The following is a 19,778-nucleotide window of genomic DNA, read 5'->3' as shown; positions in this document are numbered from 1 at the left end:
GTTTCAGAGGTAACAACAATGCATAAATACCCCGTCTCCATCAGCCTCTCCAGCTACGGCGCCGACCTGGTCCGCCGGCAGGGCCAATTGAGTTTCGTTGAGTTACTGGCCGCCGCCGGGGCGCAACGCATTGAATGGCGTGAAGAGTTGCTTACCGTCGAGAGGCCCACCGAGCTGTCAGCCGCCGCGGCCGCTCACGGCCTTGAAGCCGTGTTCTCATCGCCGCTGGAGCTGTGGGTCGCCGGCCGCGCTCAGCCGAATGCCGAGCTGGCTGCCACCCTGGATCGCGCCCACGCCTTCGGTGCTCGTTGGCTGAAAGTCTCCCTGGGTTACTTCACCGATACCAATGACCTGGACAGCCTGCACGCCCTGCTCAACCGGCACCCGGTCGCGCTGCTGGTGGAAAACGACCAGACCCTGCACGGCGGACGTATCGAGCCGATGCAGCGCTTCTTCAGCGCAGTCGAACGCCTGGGCCTGCCGGTGAAGATGACCTTCGACATCGGCAACTGGCAGTGGCAGGACCAGTCCGCCCTCACCGCTGCACGCCTGCTGGGCCGGCACGTGGACTATCTGCATTGCAAAGCCGTGGCGCGCCGCGCGGACGGCAAACTGGTGGCGCTGCCGCCCGGCGCCACTGACCTGCAACTGTGGGAACAACTGCTCAAGCACATGACTCAAGGCATTACACGGGGCGTGGAATTTCCGCTGCAAGGCGATGACCTGACCGAGGTCACCGCGCAACAGGTCGCCAGCCTCGCCCTGCTTGGCCAACCCCGTGAGGAGAACGCCCATGTCTGATATCGATATCCTGTCGTTCGGCGAAACCATGGCGATGTTTGTCGCCGAGCAGGCCGGTGATCTGGCCCAGGTCACGCAGTTTCACAAACGCATCGCCGGGGCCGACAGCAATGTTGCCATCGGCCTGTCACGCCTGGGCTTCAACGTGGCATGGTTGAGCCGCGTCGGTGACGATTCCCTCGGGCGCTTTGTGGTCGACACCTTGCAGAAGGAAGGCTTGGATTGCCGGCATGTGGCGGTCGATCCCTTGCACCCCACCGGCTTTCAGTTCAAGTCCCGCGAAGACACCGGCGCCGATCCCCAGGTGGAGTACTTCCGCAAAGGCTCCGCCGCCAGCCACTTGTCCATCGCGGCCATCAGCCCGGCGCTGCTGCAGGCGCGCCATTTGCACGCCACGGGCATTCCGCCGGCGCTGTCCGAAGCCACCGGCGAACTGTCCCGCGAGTTGATGACGCAGATGCGCAAAGCCGGGCGCAGCGTGTCGTTCGACCCCAATCTGCGCCCCTCGCTATGGGCCAGCCAGACGCAGATGGTCCGCGAGATCAACGCCCTCGCCGGCCTGGCCGACTGGGTACTGCCGGGCCTGGGCGAAGGCCGTTTACTCACCGGTTTCGACGACCCGGCGGATATCGCCGCGTTTTACCTCGACCGGGGCGCCGAGGCGGTGGCCATCAAGCTCGGTCCCGACGGCGCTTACTTTCGCACCCACATGGACCAAGGTTTTGTCGACGCCGTGCGCGTGGACCGGGTGGTGGACACCGTCGGTGCCGGCGACGGCTTTGCCGTGGGCATGATCAGCGCCCTGCTCGAAAATTCAGGCTTTCGCGAGGCCGTACAACGTGGCAATTGGATCGGCAGCCGCGCCGTGCAAAGCCGCGGCGATATGGAAGGCCTGCCGACCCGCGCCGAATTACCCGCCCGATCCGTTGCGTGACCCACACCCTGTTGCCACAACTACAACAAGCTCAGGAGCAAGCCCATGGACACCGTGAAATTCGCCACCCGCCGCTGGTGGTACATCATGCCCATCGTTTTTATCACTTACAGCCTGGCCTACCTGGACCGCGCCAACTACGGCTTCGCCGCCGCCTCCGGGATGGCCGAAGACTTGATGATCACCCCCGGCATGTCGTCATTGCTGGGGGCGCTGTTCTTCCTCGGTTACTTTTTCTTTCAAGTGCCGGGGGCGATCTATGCGCAAAAGCGCAGCGTCAAAAAACTGATTTTCGTCAGCCTTATCCTGTGGGGCAGCCTGGCCACCCTCACCGGCGTAGTCTCCAACGCCTACATGCTGATCGTCATTCGCTTCATGCTCGGCGTGGTCGAGGCCGCAGTGATGCCGGCGATGCTGGTGTACCTGTGCCACTGGTTCACCCGTGCCGAACGCTCACGGGCCAACACCTTTCTGATCCTCGGCAACCCGGTGACCATGCTGTGGATGTCGGTGGTCTCGGGCTATCTGGTGCAGCATTTCAGCTGGCGCTGGATGTTCATCATTGAAGGCTTGCCGGCGGTGTTGTGGGCGTTTATCTGGTGGCGCCTGGCCGATGAGCGTCCCAAGGACGCCAAATGGCTGAGCGACAGCGAAAAAAATGCCCTGGAAAGTGCCCTCGCCGCCGAACAGGTGGGCATCAAGGCAGTGAAGAACTACGGCGAAGCCTTCCGCTCGCCCAAGGTGATCATCCTGGCGTTGCAGTTTTTCTGCTGGAGCATCGGCGTGTACGGCTTTGTGCTGTGGCTGCCGTCGATCCTCAAGGCCGGTTTGCAAATGGACATGGTCGAAGCCGGCTGGCTGTCGGCGCTGCCTTACCTGGCGGCGGTGATCGGCATGCTGGCGGTGAGCTGGGGCTCGGACAAGCTGCAAAAGCGTAAACGCTTCGTGTGGCCGCCGCTGCTGATCGCCTCGATTGCGTTCTACGCCTCCTACGTCCTCGGCGCCGAACACTTCTGGTGGTCCTACACCCTGCTGGTAATTGCCGGCGCGTGCATGTATGCGCCTTATGGGCCGTTCTTTGCCATCGTCCCGGAAATCCTGCCGGCCAACGTCGCCGGTGGCGCCATGGCGCTGATCAACAGCATGGGCGCGCTCGGCTCGTTCGGCGGCTCGTACCTGGTGGGTTACCTCAATAGCAGCACCGGCTCGCCCGGCGCTTCGTACCTGTTGATGAGCGGTGCGTTGATGCTGTCGGTGGTGCTGACGATTTTCCTCAAGCCCGGCGCCAGTGACCGTGAACGCGCGCCCCTGGCGCCCCTTGAACTGAAGGTGAAAGCCCAATGAAAAAGTCTGTGATTTTATACAAAAAGCTCTCCGCGCCGCTGATGGCCCGGCTGCACGAACAGGCCGACGTCACCCTGATCGACGCGTTGGACGACAGCGGTCTGGCCGCGCTGCGCGACGCCCTGCCCACGGCCCATGGCCTGCTGGGCGCCAGTCTGCGCCTGGATGCCGAACTGCTCGACCTCGCACCGCACCTGGAAGCCGTGGCCAGCGTGTCGGTGGGGGTCGACAACTACGATATTGATTACCTGACCCGGCGCGGCATCCTGCTGAGCAACACCCCCGACGTGCTCACTGAAACCACCGCCGACACCGGCTTTGCGTTGATCCTGGCCACCGCCCGACGCGTGGTCGAGCTGGCGGATATGGTGCGTGCCGGCCAGTGGAACAAGAACATCGGCCCGGCGCACTTCGGCAGCGATGTGCATGGCAAGACCCTGGGCATCATCGGCATGGGCCGTATCGGCGAAGCCCTGGCCCAGCGGGGGCATTTTGGCTTCGGTATGCCGGTGATCTACCACAGCCAGTCCCCCAAGCCCGCCGTGGAGCAGCGTTTTGGTGCGCAGTACCGCAGCTTGCCGGCGTTGCTCCAAGAGGCTGATTTTGTGTGCCTGACGTTGCCGCTCACGGCGCAAACCGAGCGATTGATCGGTGCCGAACAGTTTGCACAGATGGGCGCCGAGACGATATTTATCAATATCTCGCGGGGCAAGGTGGTGGACGAAGCGGCGCTGATCGAGGCGTTGCAGCAGCGCACCATTCGTGCGGCAGGGTTGGATGTGTTCGAGCGCGAGCCGCTGCGTCACGACTCGCCGTTACTGCGTTTGAACAACGTGGTGGCGACGCCGCATATCGGTTCGGCGACCCATGAAACGCGCGAAGCGATGGCCACGTGTGCGGTGGATAATCTGCTGGCCGCGCTGGCAGGCGAAAAACCCAAAAACCTGGTCAATCCATCCGCGTGGAAACCCTGAGCCTCTGTGGCAAGCGGGCTCGCCACAACAGGCCCGTTCGCCGCAAAATGCGCGGTGCCCGGGGTTAAATCACGAAGCGCGCCACCATCCCATTCAGGTCCACCGCCAGGCGCGACAGTTCATGGCTGGCCGCGCTGGTCTGGTTGGCCCCCGCCGCCGACTGGGTGGCCAGGTCACGGATGTTGACGAGATTGCGGTCCACTTCCCGCGACACCTGAGCCTGCTCTTGCGACGCACTGGCGATCACCAGGTTGCGCTCGTTGATCAAGCTGATCGACTGGGTGATCTGCTCCAGCGCCACCCCGGCGGCGCGGGCCATTTCCAGCGTGTTTTGCGTACGCTGATTACTCTGCTGCATGGATTGCACGGCTTCACCGGTGCCGTTCTGGATGCCGGCGACCATTTTTTCGATCTCCTGAGTCGACTGCGCCGTCCGATGAGCCAGGGCCCGCACTTCGTCAGCCACCACCGCAAAACCGCGCCCGGCTTCGCCGGCACGGGCCGCTTCGATGGCGGCATTGAGCGCCAGCAAGTTGGTCTGCTCGGCAATCGCGCGGATCACGTCGAGCACCTTGCCGATGTCGCGGCCTTGGGTGGCCAGGCCTTCGATCATCACGGCGGTGTTTTGCACGTCAAGGGTCATGGTCTGGATCGCGCCGACGGTTTCCATCACCCGGTCGCGGCCCTCGCGCGCGGCACTGCTGGACTGCCCGGACGCTTCGGAAGTGGACACCGCGTTGCGGGCGACTTCTTCCACTGCTGCCGTCATCTCATTGACCGCGGTCGCGGCCTGATCGATTTCATTGTTCTGCTGCTGCAAGCCTTTGGAGGCTTCCTCGGTGACGGCGCTCAGCTCTTCAGCGGCAGACGCCAGTTGCGTGGCCGAACCGGCGATGTGCTGGATGGTCTGGCGCAGGTTGGCTTGCATGGTGGCCAAGGCACCGAGCAGGCGCGCGGGCTCGTCTCTGCCTTCGTCTTCGATGGTTTTGCTGAGGTCGCCGGCGGCAATGGTCTCGGCTACGCCCAGCGCTTTGCGCAACGGCGTGACGATGCTGCGGGTCAGCAGCCAGGCCAGCAGCACAGTGAGCAGCGCGGCGGCGAGCGACACGCCAATCACACCGGCGATAGCGCTGTCGTAACCCTGCCCGGCGTCAGCGTCCGCCGCCTTGGCGTCGGCTGCGTTGATCGCAATCAGCTTGTTCAACTGCTCTCCCATCTTGTCGGTGCCTTCCTTGACGCGGCTGTTGATAAGCGCACGCATCTCTTCAACCTTGCCTTGCCTGGAAAGGACGAGCATGTCGGCCTGGGCCTTCAAATAGTTTTCAAGCGTGGCACTGAAGGTATTGAACAGCGCCGACTCCTCCGGACCGAAGGGCAATGCCGCGTAAGCAGCCTGGGCGGTTTTGACCTTATCGGTCAGTACGCCGATGCGCGCTTCAGCTTCCTGCAGGGCGGCCGGCTCACGGTTGACCAGTACCCGAAATGACAGGATGCGCATGCGCAGCACGTTTTCGGTCATGGTCGCCAGATGCGTCACACTCGGCAACTGGTTGGCACTCATAGCCACCGACGCCTCGCGAATCAGCGTCATGCGGTTGACCGCAAACACTCCCAATACAACGACTAGAAACGCAATAAGCGCGAAACCCAGAGAGGCTCGAGGGGCGATATTCAGCTGGCGAAGGGACATAGACAGATTCTCGGAAGTAGTGTTTGCGCACATCCATGCGGCGAAACGATCGGCGTACGTCAACGCGCAGCGCAGACCCTGGCCACCCCTGTTGTTATTGATCGGTGGGCCTGTAACCGTTATCGGCTGGGTACCGGGTTTTACACAGGACATTCATAAATATTTTTTCACACTTCTGACCACTGGCCGTTTCTGGCATCCTGCGCCTCCATTTTCTGACCCGAGCCCATATTTTGTCTGACGCTCAAGCCCCCCGCCCGCGCTATAAATCCGACCTGATCTATGGCCTTGACGACCGCCCGCATTTCACCGCGGCGCTATTTGCCGCGCTGCAACATGTGCTGGCCAGTTTTGTCGGCATCATCACCCCCACCCTGATCGTTGGCGGCGTGCTTGGCCTGGAAAGCGAGGTGCCGTACCTGGTGAGCATGGCGCTGTTCGTGTCGGGGCTTGGCACCTTTGTGCAGGCGCGTAAGTTCGGTCCGATCGGTTCGGGCTTGCTGTGCCTGCAGGGCACCAGCTTTTCGTTTATCAGCGTGATCCTCAGCGCAGGCTTTATGGTCAAGGCCCGCGGCGGCGGCACCGATGAGATCCTCTCGACGATCTTTGGCATCTGTTTTTTCGCCGCTTTTATCGAGGTGGTGCTCAGCCAGTTCATCGGTAAGCTGCGCAAACTGATCACCCCCGTGGTGACCGGCACCATCATCACGTTGATGGGTTTGTCGCTGATCAAAGTGGCGGTCACCGACATGGCCGGTGGCTTCGGCGCCAGCGACCTCGGCGCGGCCGGTAATATGGGCCTGGCCGCGCTGGTGCTGCTGACCATTGTGGTGCTTAACCGATTCAACAACCCGTTCCTGCGCCTGGGCTCGATTGTGATCGGCCTGACCCTGGGCTTTGTGGTGGCCTGGTGGCTGGGCCGCGTGGACATGGCGGCCTTGCCCCAGGTGCCGTTGATCAGCGTGCCGGTGCCGTTCAAATATGGCTTCTCGTTCGACTGGGTGGCGTTTATTCCAGTGGCGGTGATCTTCCTGATTTCGCCCTTGGAAGCCGCCGGAGACCTGACCGCCAACTCGATGATTTCCCAGCAGCCGGTCAAGGGCCCGCTGTATATCAAGCGCATCAAGGCTGGCCTGCTGGCCGACGGCCTCAACTCGGCGATGGCGGCGACCTTCAACAGCCTGCCGATGGTGACGTTTGCCCAGAACAACGGCGTGATCCAGTTGACCGGCGTGGCCAGCCGCTACGTGGCGTACTTTATTGCCGGCCTGCTGGTGCTGCTGGGCCTGTTCCCGATGATCGGCGCGGTGCTGCAACTGATGCCCAAGCCGGTGCTGGGCGGTGCGACCCTGATTATGTTCGGCACCGTGGCGGTGGCCGGTATCAAGATCCTCGCCGAAGCCGGGCTGCATCGACGCAATGTGCTGATCGTGGCGATCTCCCTGGGCATGGGCCTGGGCGTCGCCGCCGTGCCGCAAGTGCTGCGCGAATTGCCTCAGGCGCTGCATAACATCTTCGAGTCGCCGATAACGGTGGGGGCCTTCTGTGCCATTCTGCTGAACATTTTCCTGCCCGAGGAGTTCATAGAGCTGGAGGAAGATGAATTTGATCCGGAGTCTTCTACCCTCAAAGTCATGCAGGACCCGGATGTCACGAAATAGGAGCACCTGTTAATGCGCAAGCTCATGGTTCTATCGCTGTTGTTGCTGACCTTGAGCGCCTGCGCGCTGTTCCCCAACCGCGACCCGGTCACGGTCAACGTGGTGGGCATCGAGCCGCTGCAAAGCCAGGAGCTGGAAGTGCGCTTCGCGGTGAAACTGCGGGTGCAGAACCCCAACGAAACTGCGATCGATTACAACGGCGTGGCCCTGGACCTGGAGGTCAATGGCCGGCCGTTGGCGTCGGGGGTGAGCGACCAGGCCGGGAGCATTCCACGCTTTTCGGAGCGGGTGCTGATGGTGCCGGTGAGCGTTTCGGCATTCTCGGTGTTGCGCCAGACCCTGGGCCTGAGCCAGACCCAGAGCTTGAACAACTTGCCCTACGTGCTGCGCGGCAAGCTGGCGGGAGGTGTGTTCGGCACCCTGCGGTTTGTGGACCGCGGTACCCTGGACATGCCGAACGCTGCAACCTGGTAGTCACACTGCTCAGTCAGCGATAAACCGCACCCCGGACTTTTCGCGTTCGTCCACCGTCAACTCAAACACATCCGGCCGGGCGTAATGCCCCACCACGTCATAGTCATACCGTGCGCGCACCAGGTCATCGGTATTGATCCGTGCGGTCAGCAGCCCTGCTTTACCCAGCAGCGGACCGGCAAGAATGTCGCCCATCGGACCGACGATCACACTGCCGCCGGCGATCAGTGGGCGGTCTGACGGCCAGTTGGCAATCTCCAGCCCCAACGCCTCAGGCGAGGCCTGCACCTGGCAGGCACTCACCACAAAGCAGCGCCCCTCATGGGCCACGTGGCGCATGCTCACCTGCCACATGTCGCGCTCATCCACCGTGGGCGCACACCACACCTCGACCCCTTTGGCGTACATCGCCGTGCGCAACAGCGGCATCATGTTTTCCCAGCACACGGCGCCGCCGATGCGCCCTACCGCCGCGTCGATCACCGGCAAGGTCGAGCCGTCGCCCTTGCCCCAAATCAGCCGTTCGGTGCCGGTGGGCATCAGCTTGCGGTGCTTGGCCACTAGGCCCCCGGTCGGTTCGATATACAGCATGGTGCAGTACAAGGTGCTGCCGCTGCGCTCGATGACGCCCAGCACCAGGCTCGCGCCGGTACGCGCCGACAGGCCGGCGAGCGACTCGGTCTCGGCGCCCGGCACGTCAATGGCGTTGGCAAAGTAGCGGGCAAAGGCTTCGCGACCCTCGGGCAAGCGGTAGCCCAGTTGCGTGCCGAACCCTTCACCCTTGGGGTAGCCGCCGAGCAACGCCTCGGGCATGACCACCAGTTGCGCGCCACTGCGTTTGATCTCGTCCTCATAGCTCAGGATTTGTTCGAGGGTTTCAGCCTTGCCACTTGGCAGGGAGCCGATTTGCAAAGCAGCCACGGTAGACACAGGCATCACGATCACTCCAAAAAGGGCGGGTTGCGCATTCTGCTGCCAGCCAGGATCATGAATAAAGCCCACCTCAGCACTGAATGATATGAGCCAAATGAATATCGCCCAGGTCGATCTGAACCTGCTCAAAACCTTCGAAGCCCTGCATGACGAGTCCAGCGCCTCCCGCGCTGCATTGCGCCTGGGCGTGACCCAATCAGCCATCAGCGCTGGCCTGCGGCGTTTGCGCCAGGTGTATGGCGACCCGTTATTCGTACGCACCGGCCGCGGCCTGGCGCCGACGCTGCGGGCCAATCAGTTGAAGCCGGTGATCAGTGAGGCGTTGGACCGCTGCCGCCAGAGCCTGGCGATGGTCAATCCGGAACACCCGCACTATCAGGGGCGTTCGGTGGTGGTAGGGATGTCCGACGATTTTGAAATAGCCTACGGCCGTCGGTTGATGTGGGAGATCGCGCAACGTTTGCCGAAACTGCGCGTGATTTTCCGCCAGACCCACAGCCAGATCGTCGCAAGCGCCCTGCTCGAGCGCACGCTGGACCTCGCAATTACGGCCGGTGGCTTTGCCCAGAACCGCTTGAGTCGCCTGGTGTTGGCCGAAGGCGATTACCGCTGCCTGGTGGACCCGGCCACGCTTGCGCCTGAGCAGCACGGCATCAGCCTCGACGATTTTGTCGCCCGCGAGCACGTCTTGGTGTCGTCCGGCGGTTTTATCGGGATTACCGATGAGGGGTTGGCGGCGCTGGGCCTGAGCCGCCAGGTATGCGCCTCGACCAGCCACTTTGCTGCGCTGCCGTTTCTGCTCAAGGGCAGCCAGGCGGTGGCGACCATTCCTGGGCATGCGGCGCAGGCCATCGCCGAGATGACGGGCCTGCGTGTACTGCCCTGCCCCCTGGCGCTACCCCGCTACCCGGTGGAACTGGGTTGGCGCACCCAGGTGCAATTGGACCCGATGTTGCTCAAGGTACGCGAGGCGATCGTGGCGAGTTTTACTTCGCCGCTGCCATCAGCTTGTTGACTTCACTGCGCACCATATTGGAAAACTCCGGCGGCGACATGCCGTCGAGCTCGGCGCGGACCCATTCGGCCCATTTGCCCTTGCGCTTGGCACGCTCACCGAACAACCGCGCGGCTTCGCCCTTGGCCTTGCCCAGGTTGGTTTGCCACAGGTCGTACAGGCGGGACTTTTCATCTTCCAGCTCGGCGCGTTCGGCGAGGGTTTTGTTGGCGAGATTGAAGCTCATGTTGAATTACCTGCTGCACAAATAGGTGACATCTTACACGGTAGGTCGAAACTTCCAGATTCGGATTTAGCTCAAGACGACGCGCGCCTCAAAAAAAACGCAACTTTTGGCACGGCGCGATACTCCATTGTTCACTGTCACATTCACCCGCAAGGAGTCACACAATGGCCCGCAAAACCGCTGCTCAAGCTGCCGAAGACCAAATCAAGGATCAAGCCTTCAGCGAACTCACGGCGCTGATCGAAGAGTCGGACAAGCTGCTCAAGAGCAGCGCCTCACTGGTCGGCGAAGAAGGTGAAACCCTGCGCGAACAAGTGGCGATCAAGCTCAAGCAAGCCCTGGACTCGGTGTCCAACGTGCGCGAGCGCAGCAAGCCGGTGGTGGATGCCACCGAGACCTACATCGGTGGCCACCCGTGGCAGACCGTGGCCATCTCCGCAGGCTTCGGCCTGGTGGTTGGCCTGTTGCTGGGTCGCCGCAACTGACTGGCCGGGCTGCGCCGTTGGCGCAGCCCGTGTTCAATCGTTCAATCCGCCAGCAGAGCCTGCAATTGCGCCAGGTCGCGCGCCCCCAGTTCGATCCCCGCTTCCAACGACTTCGCCCGTGTGCGATGACGTCGATCCCCCGGCAAACGCCGTAACCCCGCCGCATGCATCTGCCGCACCAGTTCCTGGCTGCGCTCGGCAAAGTTTTGCCCGGCGGTTTTGCTCGGGTCAATCACGATCACCAACTGCCCGGTCCAGGGCGTGCGTGCGCCGGGATGATCGGCCCAGTTGAACTCGAAGGAGAAGTTGCCACCGGTCAACGCCGCCGCCAGCAACTCGACCATCATCGACAAGGCCGAGCCCTTGTGCCCGCCAAACGGCAGCAACGCGCCGCCTTCCAGCACGGCCTTAGGGTCCTGGGTGGGCTGCCCGAGGCTGTCCACGCCCATGCCCGGCGGCAAACGCTCGCCTTTGCGCGCGGCAATTTGCACATCGCCGTGGGCAATGGCGCTGGTGGCCAGGTCGAACACAATCGGCGCGCCGTCGGCACGTGGCGCGGCGAAAGCGATGGGGTTGGTGCCGAACAACGGACGGTCGGCGCCATGGGGCACCACGCAGGTCATGCTGTTAACCACGCTCAGCGCCACCAGGCCTTCTTCGGCGAAGGGTTCGACATCGGGCCAGAGGGCGGCGAAATGGTGGGAATTGTGAATAGCCAGCAACGCAATACCGGCACTGCGAGTCTTATCGATCAGCAGCGAGCGCGCCGCCGCCAGCGCCGGCTGGGCGAAGCCATTGGCGGCATCGACCCGCACGAAACCTGAGGCCACATCGGTGACCACCGGCACGGCCTTGCCGTCCACCCAACCGCTGGCCAGGGTGCTGAGGTAGCCGGGGATGCGAAAGATGCCGTGGCTATGAGCGCCGTCGCGCTCGGCGCTGGCGCAGTTGTGCGCCAGAATCGCCGCCACCTCAGGCGAGGTGCCGTGCTTCACAAAGATGGCGTGGAGCAACCCTGTCAGGTCGCTGAAACCAATGAACGCTGTCGCACTGTCGACGATCGGGGACTGGGCAGACATCTGTAGCTCCGATTTTATAATTGGAAGAGACAACAACAATCCAGACCGCCGATTAAACAACGCCTGCGGTGCTTGCTGTCAACGACCGTTGTGAGTCTGGCCCAGTTATCTACCGCCAGCCGCCCAACGATGCCTCCTACCTTGGTGCCTCTACCCCGCCACCTCAATGGAGCGCGCCATGGCGAGCATCACCCCACCGTATTTTTTCGATGAGTTCCTGCATCCACTCAAACGCAAGGAGCCCACCCCAAGAGAGCGCGCACTGGGGCTCACGCTCAAGGATCTCGAATGGCTGCACACCTTGTACTACGCCACCGACAGCGCCCGTCAGGACCGGGCCCTGCACGGGTACCCCATGCGGGTAGAACGCTTACTGGTCAACCCTGAGGGCAAACCCGCCGTGCCGCTGGCCGGCGCTTTCATGATGAGCCCAACGCCTGACGGCCAAAAGGCGGTGCTCTACACACCCAATGGCGGCCTGGAACTGTTCGACAGTCACGCCGCGCTGCTCAACGACGTGACGGAACGCCTGAAACAACCGGCCAAACGCAGCGACCTGCTGCACTGGGTGTCGATCATCGAGCGCGATGCGCTGTCCACAGCCGCGCCGCTGAGAGTCTCCACCGCCGCCATCCCCGGCGCGGTGATGGCGGACCAGGCGCAACTCATCGGCGCCGGCCAGCAGAAAAACGTGGCGGCGATGCTCAATGAGTTACGCAAGCTCCCCAGCCTGAACGGGATGCTTGACACCTTGCTGGCCATCATGGCCCGTTCCGACTTTCCAGCCCTGGACCCTCGCGACACGCAGGTGAATTACTTCACCGGTGCGCAGGTCGGCGATACCAGGCGCTGGGTGGCTTGCGAACCCTTGCGCGACGCGCTGCTCAGCTTCTATGTCAAGCATGCCTGGCCGGCAGGCCAAACCCACACGTTCACCAACCCGGCCTACGACACCGCGGGTCTGACCCAGGCGCAACGCGAACAAAACCTGCAACGCTGGAACAGCGTGGTTGAACAGACCAGCGGCATTCTGTCGAAACTGCTCAGTAGCCTGGTGCAGACCTACTGGAACGAAGACATGCAAAGCGGCCAGTCGCGCCTGCAATTTTTTGCCCAGGCCATGCGCGACAAGTTTCGCGCCGATCTGCTGTTCAAGCATCAGGACCGGGTCGTGACAGGCGATGAAAGCCAAAGCCTGCGAGCCGTGTTCCTGCCGGACCAGAACTCACGCAGCGCGTTGGCCGGCGCCCTGAGCGTCGAAAAAGTACGCGTCCAGGCACCGTTCCAGCACTACGTCGACCTGGCCAGTACCTTGATGATCGGCAATAGCCACGCCTACCTCTACACCCAATCCCGGGGTTTGCAGGTGCTCGAGGACTTTAAGGACCTCAACGATACCCTCCTGGCGATGCTCAAAACCGCCGGGCACGAAGACGAACTGCTCAACTGCCTCTCGCTGGAGGAGCGCGATGTATTGATAGGCATGGACGCGATACAGGTGACGGGGCAGCCGCTAAGCGGCGATATCTTCCAGGAAATGCTCGACGACATTGTCGCCAAGCAATTGGCCAACCTGGAACATGCGCTGGGGTTGTATCGGCGCAGCTCGGCCGGCATCGACCTGGCGGCGCTGCTCGACAGCGCCCTGGACGTGCGCGCGATGCTCGACAGTCGCCTGCTGGAGCACGAGACCGGCGGACGCTGGACCGTGCACCCAATAGCCAGCGGCGTCGGGCACCCCGCCACGGTGCAGGCGGAAAAAGCCAAGCTGCACGTGCAACGACTGCACACGGTGGAAGCGGCCCTCGCGCTGGAGCGCGGCACACACCCGCCCCTGCGTGGGCTGGTGGCGCATGCGCTGGATGCCGAACTGGCCAGAAGGCAATTGGCGCTTAAGGCCGATGAGGTCTATATCAACACCTACGCCAGCAAGGCCGAGGAACGCGAACAGCGCACACCGCAGACGTCCTTGAGCATGGTTGAGCACTTCATCGCCCGCCTGGCACGGCAAGCCGACGCACTGCTTGACGCGCCCCAAACCAAGTTCTACGGCCCGCGCAGTGAGGGCGCTGCGTTTGTGTTGCACAACCTGACCACCGAGACCTTTAACGCCGCAGTCGAGCAGGTGCTGGCCACGTTTGCGCAAAACACTCTGCGCAACCTGCCTCACGGGCTGCGTCACGATAACCAGACGCACCTGAGCCACGCTTTTTTGCAGGGTTTACGCGCAGAGATGGCGCTGAGGCGCCTGGACAAGAGCCTGCCTTCCCAGGCTGTCGCGCTGCTGGACAACGTGCTGCACGCCGACAGCATGACCCGACTGACCCGCCACGGCCTCGACGGTTTTATACCGGACGCATTCAGCCTGACCCTCACCCTCGGCGCGCAGCCCCTCCCCCAGCCGTTGGCCAATTGTTTTGTACTGACCGAACGCGGCGGCACAGACCCCAGCCATTCCGGCGCGGCGCTGTTGTGGACGCCCCGCCGGGGCTACGAAGCGTTCACCTCAATAGAGGCGTTGCGGGTGACACTGGCGCAACGCTTGCAAGACCCCTTGGCGCGACTGGCCCTGGTGGAGAACCTGGCGATCTCCAAACGGGTGCCCCATCAGCTTTATGCGCTTGGCCCGCTGCAACGTATCGACGAGCATCTGCTGCATGACCGCCAGCAGAGCTACAGCGAGTTCACCCGGGCCGAAATTGACCCTCTATTCTCGATGGGACTGAGCGCCACGCGTTTTGAGGGCTGCATGGACCGCCTGATCCGTCGCGTCGCGCCTTCCAATGTGCCAAGATCGATTGCCATCGCGCGTGCGCTAGTCAATCAGCAGGCGCTGCCCGCTTGGCTAGGCATGGCACCGCCCCAAGCGCAAATCCTGCACGCCGAGCTGCTCGAACAGTACCGCCTTAGCGCACCGGACGAGCGTGACTACCTGCACAGCATCACGCCGATACGCGCAGCCGTGGTCAGCGGCCTTTCGACCTTGCTCAATGCTCGCTTTCCCGGCGAGGTGATCAACCCGGACAACATCCTGATCCCCGGCCGTATCGACCTGGAGGGCAACACCCAAAGCCTGGCCGACTTCGCCCTTAGCCACCTGCCCGAGTTGCACGGCGACGCACTCCGACCACGCTCACGCACCACCCTCGCATTACCAGCGGCATTGGACGGCAACGCCATTGTTCAACTGGTTCGACAACTGGACCTGAGCAGCCTCTATCAACAGCAAATCACGGCCCGCCTCGCCGGCCAGAGCACCGATGCGCACGAACGCCGCCGCTTGTTCTGCCGACAATTGCCGTGGCAACTGCTGCAATACGCCCACCAACAACATCTCGAAGAACGACTGTCCGCGTCAGCCTGGAGCTTTGTCAGGCAGGTCTTCGATATGCCCGACGCCCTGGCGCGCGCGGCCGTGCGCGGCACCCAGGCGATGATTCGCCCTCTGGAATTGGTCGCCACCCCCGGCGCAGCGCTGGCCAAGGCGCTGGGGTGCTACCTGATAGGTCCGACGGCTTCGGCTTCCGGGCCTCTTGTGCTGTTTGCGCCCTACAGCCCGCAACACCTGTTATGCGAATACGCCGATGAAAGTGCATTGCTCAATGAGTTCACCACACCCGGCGCGCTGCAGGCGTGGGTATTGGGGCGACTGGCAGCACCGCAGCAGGCGACTTACCGCAACCTGCTCGGCCAGCACCGGCGTGCAGGCGCCTCGGAGATCCGCCTGGGCCGCTCGCCTATCTCGGGCAACCTGCTCAGCCAACTGTTTCAGGACAATCTCGGCATGCTGTCGCAGATGCTCACCTGCCAGTTTGAGCCTACGGGCGAGACGCAATGGGACGCCGTGACCCGCCTGTTCACCGAACACATCCCCAACAGTTTGCAGTTCATCGCCGGCAAACTCACCTATCCGCAAGTGGTGTGGCGCAGCTACAAGCTATTCCAGACCGCTGCCGAGGACTTGCAGCAACAACGCTGGCAACACGCCCTGAAGACCTTCGCCGGCGGTGTGGCTGAACTGGCCTCGCTGCGCACCGAGCTGGACAGGCTACAGCCCCAGACTTCGCCACCGGAAGAACAGCCTTCCCTGGAACAATGGCTGCAAGCGCCGCCACCCGCTGCGCCGTCGCTGGAGGAGCTAACGTTGACCGCCCCGCAACGCACCCGACTGCAGGCGTTTGAATACCACGATGGTGCCTTGGAGAATCTACAGCACAGCGCACAGACCCACGTTTACCGGGACGCGACCACCCGCAGGTTCGTGCCAATGGCGGGCAAGGTGTACTCAGTCAGAAAAGCCGGGAACCATTGGCGCATGAGCCAGGGTGAGCAGCACGGCCCTTACGTGCAGCGCAATACTCAGGGCGAATGGGTGCTGGACCTGGACCGCCATCACCCGCGCTTCGGCAAAACCCTGAGTCGCTACGCCGGCAGGCGCAGTACCCGCGAGGCCGAACGGCAGGCGATGAATATCGAAGCGGTGGGCATGCGCGAAATAGCGGCGCTATCCAGCTGGAAAGCCCTGTGTATCGATGAAGCGCTCAACGTTGCGACGTATTACACCGTGACCTGCAAACGCAACCTGCTGCATTTTGCCGCGCAGCGCAGGCGCGACAGCCGACTTGGGCGGTTCTTCAGTGAATTGTTCGGTGTCGTGACGCTGACGCCCGAGCAAGTGCACCGTATCGAGCGGCGCGTCGACGAGGTGCTCAACGAATTGACCAACCACACCCTGATCGGGCCCGACTCCATGCGCTTTGTCTGCGGCACCCATCGCCAAAGTCCGCAAAACACCTTTGCCTTTATCCTGTCGGACGATGCAGCACAAAAGATCTACCTGCTCGACCGCTTCTTCGACCCGCACATGGACGTGTATCAGAACCGGCTGAACACGCCGTTCAACCTCTCGGCCCACGCACGGGCAACCGTGCTGATCCATGAGATAACCCATCTCAAATCCGCCACCGAGGATTTGGCGTATCTGGACAGCATGCGCCCGTTTGCAGACCTGATTAACGTCAATATAAGGGGTGCACGCATGATGAAAACCGACCTGGCTGACCTGCGTGAAAACGCGCTGTCGCTGTCGACGCCCGTGAGCCTGTTGTTCAAGACGTGGGACGCCTTTACCCAGGAGTGGGACGACTTCGCCAAACCGCTCAAGGATAAGGTGCTCAGTACCACCGGCACGCGCAACCTGGAGGACGCGCGTGCGGTGTTCATGAGCAACAGCGACAAGCGCATAGACACCATCCTGGCCAACGCCGATTCAGTGACCTATATGATCAGTCAATTGGGGCGAGAACTGGATGCGGGAGCCTGAACAGGCTCCCGGCGCGGCAAATCAGTCTTTCTGGTCACGCAGGACATTGCCGGAAGCACCGTCAATGCGCGCTTCGTAGACGGTGCCATCGGATTTACGGCCTTTGACTTCCCAGTAGCCGTTGTCGTCGGCTTCGGCCGCGTAGACTTCGATATAGCCGGCCTTGGTTTTGGCCACTTCAATGGCTTTTTCGATGGTGATCCAGCCGGCACCCGGCTTGTCGGCCAAGGCAGCGCCGGCGCTGAGCAAAGCGGAGGTTGCACACAGGGCGACTAAGGTTTTCTTCAGCATATTCATTCTCCATTGTGGGAAATCACGAACGCTTGTTCCGAGTTTTTTAGGTGCAGGCAAACGAGAATAAGTTCCAATTGATATGCAATCGCCATGATGGCTGTTCTCGCCGTCCACCTGTGGGGGTTAGAATGCGCGAAATCAGGATGAGTAAATGAGCGAAAAGTCCCTTTCAGAAGCCGAATATGACGCCATCACCGACGCCGCAGCGCATTGGTGCATGCGCCTGCACGCTGGGGACTGCACGTCTGCCGAGCGCTTGGCTTTTGAGCAATGGCACGATTCGCACCCGCTGCACGCCTTTGAATACGCGGCCATGCTGGAAATCTGGGAAGTCGCCGACCATCTGCCGCGCGATGAGCGCGATGCGGTTGTCGTGCCGTTCAAGCCGCGTAATCGGCTGCGCACCTACGCCGTCGCTGCGGCGATCTGCCTGGTGGCGTTGCCCCTGGCCGCCTTTACCGGCTGGGAAGCGGGCTGGCTGCCGGACAGCTATGAACGATTCGAAGCCACCAGTGGCTTGCGCCAAGTCACGTTGGGCGATGGCAGCCAGGTGGAACTCAACCTGGGCACCGAGCTGGTCTACAGCAACTACAAGGACCAGCGCCGGGTCACGCTGAAAAAAGGCGAAGCGTTTTTCAAGGTCAGCCATGACCGCACACACCCGTTCATCGTGCACGCCGGCGAAGGCCGTGTGCGGGTGACGGGCACGCAGTTCAACGTATGGAAGTACGGCGATCAGGTGCGGGTGATGTTGCTCGAAGGCTCGGTGCAAATTGCCAGCGATCAAGCCCACGGCAGCGTACCGCTGACCCCCGGCATGCAGGCCAGTTATCAACCCGGTGACACCACCCCGCGCGTCAAAGCGATCAATCCCGATGACACCGCGCTGGCCTGGCGCCAGGGCAAGTTGATCCTCGACAACCTGGCCCTGGCCGATGCGCTGCCGTTGATCAACCGTTACCTGAACAAGCCGGCGATGCTGGCGGACGCCAACACCGGGACCATTCGCATCGGCGGCATCTACAACATCACCGAGGTCAACAACCTCATTCCCTCTCTGCCCAAGGTTTTGCCGATCTACTTGACTCAGAACCAGGAAGGCAACCCGGTACTCAACGCCATCCCCCGCCAAACCCCAAAAGGCTGAGCCCTGGGCTCAGACATGGGCGTTCCTGCGCCTGCAGTGTCCATTTTTGAAACACCTTGCTGCTCTGAAGCGCCCGGCCGGCGCGGATTCACGATTTTGTCATGCGCGCTGTTTCATCGTTGATACAGTCAGGTGAATCGTTTCGGATGTGGCCTGGGCATGCACGCCTCACTGGCAAGTGTCTCATCGGTGAAACACCGCTGGCGGCACTTTGCCCCCAATTTTCTACAACCAGTTGAAGAATAAGAATAAATAAAAAGCGGCACGGCTTCTGCTCTATCCCTTACAGCGCTGTTTAGGGTCGGCGCGAAGACTAAGGAATGCCGCCGTGATCACACTCACTCAAGGTTCGATGAACGTACTGCTGATCAGCTGTGTACTCAGCGTCGGCGTCAGCGCTCCGAGCTTTGCCGATGACGGTGTGATTGTCACAGGCCGCAACGTACAGGCTCACATGTACGGCCGCGCCGCTTTCGGTAAAGACCCCTACCCCAGCACTGCCAACGTCAATCCCAGTCGCGACATCCAAGGTGTCACCGGCGAGCTGAGTGATCGGGACATCGGCGGTGTCAGCAGCGGATCGAGCATCGTACGGGCCATTTCGGCCAACACCAGCATGCCCGGCGTACATGCCACTCAAGGCAGCGTATCGACACTGGGAGCCGGAACGACAGCCGGTCACGGCAGCGGCAGCATGGGCAGCATGGGCGGGCAGATCAGCGATTCGATCGGACGCGGCATGGCGCCTCTGAACAATATCGGCAGCATGATGGGGGGCAAACAATGAACCGGTCCCTGCTGATCCTCGTCCTGCTGGCAGGCGCGCCGGCCTTTGCCGACGACAGCGCCGTGATCACCAACAGTGGCACCCAGTTCGGCGGTGTGCTGTCGATCAACCAGGCAGCCGGCAACAGGAACCAAACATCCAACAGCCGTTCCATCGCCGTGGGTGGCCAGGCCACCAACCTCAACATCCAGCGTATGGACGGCAACGTCGACCCGTCCCTGAACGCCAAGGCGGCGATCCAGGGCCACGCTTTTACCAGCGGCAACGGTGTACTGGGCATTAACCAGTCGGCCGGGGCCAATAACCAATCAATCAATGCCGTGCGGATCAGCATCAACCCTGGCCCGCAAAGCATCGATGACAGCGTCTTGTTGCAACAGAACACGACGCAGTTGACCGACTCAGGGCTCACCCCCACCACTGGCAGCCGCCTTGTCGTGACAAGCGACCAGGCCTTCACAGGCAGCCGAGGAGTGATTCAGGTGAACCAGAGTGCCGGGGTGGGGAACCGAGTGGCTAACACCCTTGGCATCACTATCAAGTAGACGCTTGGTAGTACGCGCTGGACCGTACCAACACTTAACCAACTAATTAGAAGCAAGGAGAAACAC

Annotated in this window: 17 protein-coding genes; 12 read left to right on the top strand and 5 right to left on the bottom strand. The window is 62.1% G+C overall.

Annotated elements, in window-relative coordinates; all coding sequences use genetic code 11:
- The first annotated feature begins 18 nt into the window (after nucleotides 1–18).
- Genes KZX66_RS24165 through KZX66_RS24150 form a run of 4 tightly spaced genes read left to right on the top strand, consistent with a single transcriptional unit; the run spans nucleotide 19 to nucleotide 4,053 of the window.
- The gene (locus tag KZX66_RS24165) at nucleotides 19–801 is read left to right on the top strand and encodes a TIM barrel protein (RefSeq protein ID WP_248083748.1); all 783 of its coding nucleotides are present in this window, start codon (nucleotides 19–21) and stop codon (nucleotides 799–801) included.
- Nucleotides 794–1,735 carry a sugar kinase gene (locus KZX66_RS24160; protein WP_248083747.1) on the top strand — a complete coding sequence of 314 codons (942 nt, stop codon included), beginning with the start codon at nucleotides 794–796 and terminating at the stop codon, nucleotides 1,733–1,735. Before KZX66_RS24165 ends, KZX66_RS24160 begins: the two co-directional genes overlap by 8 nt.
- Before the next feature lie 45 nt (nucleotides 1,736–1,780).
- The gene (locus KZX66_RS24155) at nucleotides 1,781–3,079 is read left to right on the top strand and encodes an MFS transporter (RefSeq protein WP_248083746.1); all 1,299 of its coding nucleotides are present in this window, start codon (nucleotides 1,781–1,783) and stop codon (nucleotides 3,077–3,079) included.
- Nucleotides 3,076–4,053, top strand: a complete 978-nt coding sequence (locus KZX66_RS24150; RefSeq protein ID WP_248083745.1) for an NAD(P)-dependent oxidoreductase — start codon at nucleotides 3,076–3,078, stop codon at nucleotides 4,051–4,053. The genes KZX66_RS24155 and KZX66_RS24150 overlap by 4 nt, the downstream gene beginning before the upstream one ends.
- A gap of 64 nt (nucleotides 4,054–4,117) precedes the next feature.
- On the opposite strand, the gene KZX66_RS24145 is transcribed toward KZX66_RS24150, so the two are convergent.
- Complete coding sequence (locus KZX66_RS24145; protein WP_248083744.1) at nucleotides 4,118–5,743, bottom strand: methyl-accepting chemotaxis protein; 1,626 nt, start codon at nucleotides 5,741–5,743, stop codon at nucleotides 4,118–4,120.
- A 233-nt stretch (nucleotides 5,744–5,976) separates the two neighbouring features.
- Here KZX66_RS24145 and KZX66_RS24140 point away from each other — a divergent pair, with 233 nt between their 5' ends.
- Complete coding sequence (locus KZX66_RS24140) at nucleotides 5,977–7,404, top strand: nucleobase:cation symporter-2 family protein (protein ID WP_248083743.1); 1,428 nt, start codon at nucleotides 5,977–5,979, stop codon at nucleotides 7,402–7,404.
- Nucleotides 7,405–7,416: 12 nt separating this feature from the next.
- Nucleotides 7,417–7,878, top strand: a complete 462-nt coding sequence (locus KZX66_RS24135; RefSeq protein ID WP_248083742.1) for an LEA type 2 family protein — start codon at nucleotides 7,417–7,419, stop codon at nucleotides 7,876–7,878.
- A 9-nt stretch (nucleotides 7,879–7,887) separates the two neighbouring features.
- On the opposite strand, the gene KZX66_RS24130 is transcribed toward KZX66_RS24135, so the two are convergent.
- Complete coding sequence (locus KZX66_RS24130) at nucleotides 7,888–8,814, bottom strand: carbon-nitrogen hydrolase family protein (RefSeq protein WP_248083741.1); 927 nt, start codon at nucleotides 8,812–8,814, stop codon at nucleotides 7,888–7,890.
- 91 nt (nucleotides 8,815–8,905) lie between these two features.
- On the opposite strand from KZX66_RS24130, the gene KZX66_RS24125 reads away from it, so the two are divergent.
- Nucleotides 8,906–9,826, top strand: coding sequence for a LysR family transcriptional regulator (locus KZX66_RS24125; protein WP_248083740.1), 921 nt, complete (start codon nucleotides 8,906–8,908; stop codon nucleotides 9,824–9,826).
- Here KZX66_RS24125 and KZX66_RS24120 read toward each other — a convergent pair.
- The gene (locus tag KZX66_RS24120; RefSeq protein ID WP_003190904.1) at nucleotides 9,798–10,052 is read right to left on the bottom strand and encodes a hypothetical protein; all 255 of its coding nucleotides are present in this window, start codon (nucleotides 10,050–10,052) and stop codon (nucleotides 9,798–9,800) included. The two genes, KZX66_RS24125 and KZX66_RS24120, sit on opposite strands and share 29 nt — an antisense overlap.
- Before the next feature lie 164 nt (nucleotides 10,053–10,216).
- On the opposite strand from KZX66_RS24120, the gene KZX66_RS24115 reads away from it, so the two are divergent.
- On the top strand, nucleotides 10,217–10,537 hold the full coding sequence (locus KZX66_RS24115) for a DUF883 family protein (protein ID WP_248083739.1): 321 nt from the start codon (nucleotides 10,217–10,219) through the stop codon (nucleotides 10,535–10,537).
- Between the two features lie 41 nt (nucleotides 10,538–10,578).
- Here the strand turns inward: KZX66_RS24115 and KZX66_RS24110 are convergent, their stop codons facing one another.
- A complete protein-coding gene (locus tag KZX66_RS24110; protein WP_248083738.1) occupies nucleotides 10,579–11,616 on the bottom strand; it encodes an Ldh family oxidoreductase in 1,038 nt (345 codons plus the stop codon).
- Nucleotides 11,617–11,794: 178 nt separating this feature from the next.
- Here KZX66_RS24110 and KZX66_RS24105 point away from each other — a divergent pair, with 178 nt between their 5' ends.
- Entirely contained in the window at nucleotides 11,795–16,939 is a 5,145-nt protein-coding gene (locus tag KZX66_RS24105; protein ID WP_248083737.1) for a DUF6543 domain-containing protein, read from the top strand.
- A 21-nt stretch (nucleotides 16,940–16,960) separates the two neighbouring features.
- Here the strand turns inward: KZX66_RS24105 and KZX66_RS24100 are convergent, their stop codons facing one another.
- On the bottom strand, nucleotides 16,961–17,230 hold the full coding sequence (locus tag KZX66_RS24100; protein WP_248083736.1) for a PepSY domain-containing protein: 270 nt from the start codon (nucleotides 17,228–17,230) through the stop codon (nucleotides 16,961–16,963).
- Nucleotides 17,231–17,384: 154 nt separating this feature from the next.
- Between KZX66_RS24100 and KZX66_RS24095 the strand changes: the two genes are divergently transcribed.
- The 3 genes from KZX66_RS24095 to KZX66_RS24085 all read left to right on the top strand — a co-directional run bounded on the left by KZX66_RS24095 (nucleotide 17,385) and on the right by KZX66_RS24085 (nucleotide 19,712).
- Entirely contained in the window at nucleotides 17,385–18,380 is a 996-nt protein-coding gene (locus KZX66_RS24095; protein WP_248083735.1) for a FecR family protein, read from the top strand.
- Nucleotides 18,381–18,708: 328 nt separating this feature from the next.
- Entirely contained in the window at nucleotides 18,709–19,167 is a 459-nt protein-coding gene (locus KZX66_RS24090) for a hypothetical protein (RefSeq protein ID WP_248083734.1), read from the top strand.
- A complete protein-coding gene (locus KZX66_RS24085) occupies nucleotides 19,164–19,712 on the top strand; it encodes an adhesin (protein WP_248083733.1) in 549 nt (182 codons plus the stop codon). Before KZX66_RS24090 ends, KZX66_RS24085 begins: the two co-directional genes overlap by 4 nt.
- The last annotated feature ends 66 nt before the right edge of the window (nucleotides 19,713–19,778 follow it).

It is taken from the genome of Pseudomonas sp. EYE_354 (assembly GCF_023148575.1).
Taxonomy (GTDB): Bacteria; Pseudomonadota; Gammaproteobacteria; order Pseudomonadales; family Pseudomonadaceae; genus Aquipseudomonas.
Note: the sequence above shows the minus strand (reverse complement) of the source record. Positions and strands in the feature narration are given on the sequence as shown.